At 68.9% G+C, this 3,365-nt stretch carries 1 protein-coding gene and 2 pseudogenes; 1 reads left to right on the top strand and 2 read right to left on the bottom strand.

The annotated features are described in order from the left end of the window. Positions 1-464: 464 nt before the first annotated feature. Positions 465-728, bottom strand: a pseudogene (locus ABZ622_RS41870) (lipase); the annotation flags it as partial. A 112-nt stretch (positions 729-840) separates the two neighbouring features. Next, a pseudogene (locus tag ABZ622_RS41875) lies at positions 841-1,260 on the bottom strand (transposase); the annotation flags it as partial. 111 nt (positions 1,261-1,371) lie between these two features. On the opposite strand from ABZ622_RS41875, the gene ABZ622_RS41880 reads away from it, so the two are divergent. Further along, positions 1,372-2,337, top strand: a complete 966-nt coding sequence (locus ABZ622_RS41880) for a winged helix-turn-helix domain-containing protein (RefSeq protein WP_360552564.1) — start codon at positions 1,372-1,374, stop codon at positions 2,335-2,337. The last annotated feature ends 1,028 nt before the right edge of the window (positions 2,338-3,365 follow it).

Below are 3,365 nucleotides of genomic sequence, written 5' to 3' on the forward strand. Positions count from 1 at the left end.
GGAGACGGGCACGCCGGGTTCGGGAGGCGGCTCGGGGAAACCCGCTGGTGGAGACATCGGCAGGGCGCCCCGAGTCGACCTCACCGACCGCCCGGTACTGCCGATGGCTGACCGGCGGAGGTCAGCTGAACGAAAGCAGCCTCACCCCCATCCACCTGGGCAGAGCAACGTCAAGCCCGGCCATGCGCCATCAGAGCTGTGTGAGCCAACGTCAGTACACCGCTCGGACCGGCAAGCTCCGTGCACAAGTACGCGTGTCCGACCTTTCGTGGCGATGAGCTGTTCGAGCTGGTGGACGCGGTGCTGTGTGCGCCGGGTGCGATGCACTCGGCGGTCGAGCTGACGTTCCTGACTCGCCCCGGCTCGGAGCTCATGATCAGACGAAGGCCGCCTCAGCGTCCGGCGAATGCCCAGGCCAGCGGCCCAGTTCGAAGCGCATTTCGACACCGGAGGTCAAGAACAGCTCAGCGGCAGGGACCGTCGGTCGCGAAGGCGTGGGCAGCAAAGCGCTTGCCCATTCGGCGGTACGCGGCGGCGGTGGGGTGAAGGCCGTCGGTCAGGTCGTCTGCCTCGTCCGGGCCGAGCAGCGCTCGTCCGTCAAGACAGTGGAGGTGGGGATCAGGCGCCTGTCGTGCCGCAGTGATCCGCGCCGGCTCGGCGCGGATCACCGTCAGCGACAGTGTGCCGCCGGCCACATCGGCCGTGTCGCCCAAGGCGGCTATCCTCCCGTCCGGTCCGGTCTCGGTCGGGCCGTCAGCCTTGATGCAGTGGCTGATGGAACTGCCGTGGTGCACCCCTCGGCGCCGCCCGTCCGGCAGCGGCGCCGGCACGTCGCCGTCAGCGCGCAGTGAGACGGTCGGGTGCAGTGGGTTTCTCCCGGGGCCGGCGGAGGTCCGCGGCGAGGGATTCGGCGAGCCGGAGCTGGGTGTGGGCGACGATCAGGATCCAGGTCCAGCGGTCTGTCGTCTCGGGGGTACGGAGTTTCGGGGTGGTTCAGCCGAGGGTGTGCTTCGCGAAGCGGCACGTGTGCTCCAGACCGAAGAGGCGGAGAAATGCCTGCCAGGAACAGTTCACATCATCCGGGCCGACGCCGGTCTTCGAGGACCATAACCACATCGGCGGGGCATCCCGATCCGTCGACAGATGCTCGACCTTCAACCGCATCAACGTTCCCTCGACCAGCGGAAGTTCACCATCATGGTCGAGCTATGAGGAACGGTGAGCGAGCCGGGGGTGAACCCGGTCCCATGCCTGGGTTTCGGCCGTGTCGTAGTTGTTCTTTCACGGAGCTGAGAACACTTACCGCAGCGGGGAACCGCCCTTGCATCTCCCCGCGTGTTTTTCAATGACCACGGGGGGCACGGGGAACTCATGCTGCGTATTCACTTCACCGACCGGGACCTGGCGACGGTCCATGTGGCAGCGGATCCTTTATGGGACACGGTGCTTGCGGTGCACCAGCTTGGCGCGGGCGGTGCGGCGGCGTTCACTGCGTGGCGGCGCCGCGCCGCGGCCGCTGTCACGGGCGCGCAGCTGGCGGCCGACGTGCGCATGGTGCGGTTGCTCGCGCCCGAACGGGCAGGATATTTCCCGGATTTCCTCACACCCGCGTCGGGGCGGGACGGAATGCGTGCCGGTCTCGACGAATTGTGCCGTACTCCGCACCGGCGCCTGGCCGACGAGCTCACTACGGCGTTCGCCCGCCATCATCAAGTCCCCGGCTGGATTCATGACCTGGCCGACGGGCGTGCCGACCGCCTCGACCGGCTCGCCCTGGCGATGGGGCGTGTCCATCGTGCCGTCGTCGCGCCCGCCTGGAGCTGCGGCACGGCCGCCGTGGAGGCCGACCGGGCGATCCGACTGCGGGCACTGCGTGACCGCGGAGCAGAGGGACTGCTCACGTCCTTGCGTCCGCTGATGCGGTGGGAGCCGCCGGTCCTGGAGACCCCCTATCCGGAGCGCCGCGATCTCTACCTCGACGGACGGGGCCTGTGCCTGGTGCCCTCGCGCTTCTGCTGGCGGATGCCGGTGGCCCTGGCCGACCCGGTCCTGCCGCAGGTGCTCGTCTACCCGGCGGCCCCTGCCGAAACCGCTTCGGTCGGTGACCTGCGAGCGCTGGCGCCACTGCTGGGGCGGACCCGCGCTCGCGTCCTGGCCGCGCTCGACGGCGCGGTCACCACCGGCGAGCTGGCCGCCATCCTGTCCGTCTCCGCATCCTCGGCCAGTGAACACGTCGCAGTCCTGCGGACCGCCGGACTCGCGGTGACCCGACGCGTGGACAACCGGGTTCTCCACTCGCTCAGCCCTCTGGGCAGACACCTGCTCCACGGCGGCTGACCGGCCGGATACCGCAATGGTCAGACCAACACTGCCGACTGCTACCGGCTGCTACCGGCTGCTACCGGCTGCTACCGGCTGCTACCGGCTGCTACCGACATGGTCCTGGCGCCGTGCACGGCCACCCAGGCACCGGCAGCGGCCGTGCCCTTCCTCGAACGCGACCCTCTGACGCGACGACACCACCCCGAGCCGGGCGCCATCGCTCCAGGAACTCAGCGCCCGGCGGGCGATTGGCGAGGGCGTTTCGGGCGGGCCCGAACGACCAGGACACGCACTTCGCGCGAATGCGAGTGTTGCCTTGCGGGGAGCCACCCGGCACTCCGAGGAACACATGCCGCCCGGTCCTTTCGGCCCACGCGGCACACAGGGGGAGACCACCACATGCGCACACGAAACCTCATCGCCGCGTCACTAACCGCCCTCGCACTCGCCGGCGGAGTGACCGGCACCGCCCACGCCGCCACATCCAACACAGCCGCCGCACCCGGGCACAGGACCTTCGGGCCTGCCGGAGACGACGGCGGCGCGCCCGGGAACGGGGGCTTCGCGCCTGCCGGAGACGACAGCGGCGCGCCCGGGAGCGGGACCTGACACTGGGTGATAGCGACGTGACAGTGCCGGACAGGATCGAACCTCCGCCCCTGGGTCCACCAGTCCGCAAGGGCACGACCACCCCGACGATCAAACCATCACGCGCTCCAAGGCCCGCGCCATACCGGTGAGGGCCCATCACAGGGAAACGGGGAACCATGAACAAGACGCGCCCTGCCCGAGGAAACGAAGGACGATGAGGAAACGCATCTGGCTGGCGGTCACGGCCGCCTGCACAGCCGCAGTCGGCATCACCGCACCAGCGCACGCCGACCGCAACGTGCAGAACAGTCACAGGCCAGCACTACTGGCCACCACCTATTGGGGGGAAGGCGACAATAAGAAGTCATCTCAATTGGCCAGTCGGCGGTAGCAGATGAGGGTGCAGGCGATGCTGGTGAAGGCGAGGAAGTGTTCGGCTTTGCGTTCGTAGC

The sequence above is a fragment of the Streptomyces sp. NPDC007164 genome (assembly GCF_040634135.1).
GTDB lineage: Bacteria > Actinomycetota > Actinomycetes > Streptomycetales > Streptomycetaceae > Streptomyces > Streptomyces sanglieri.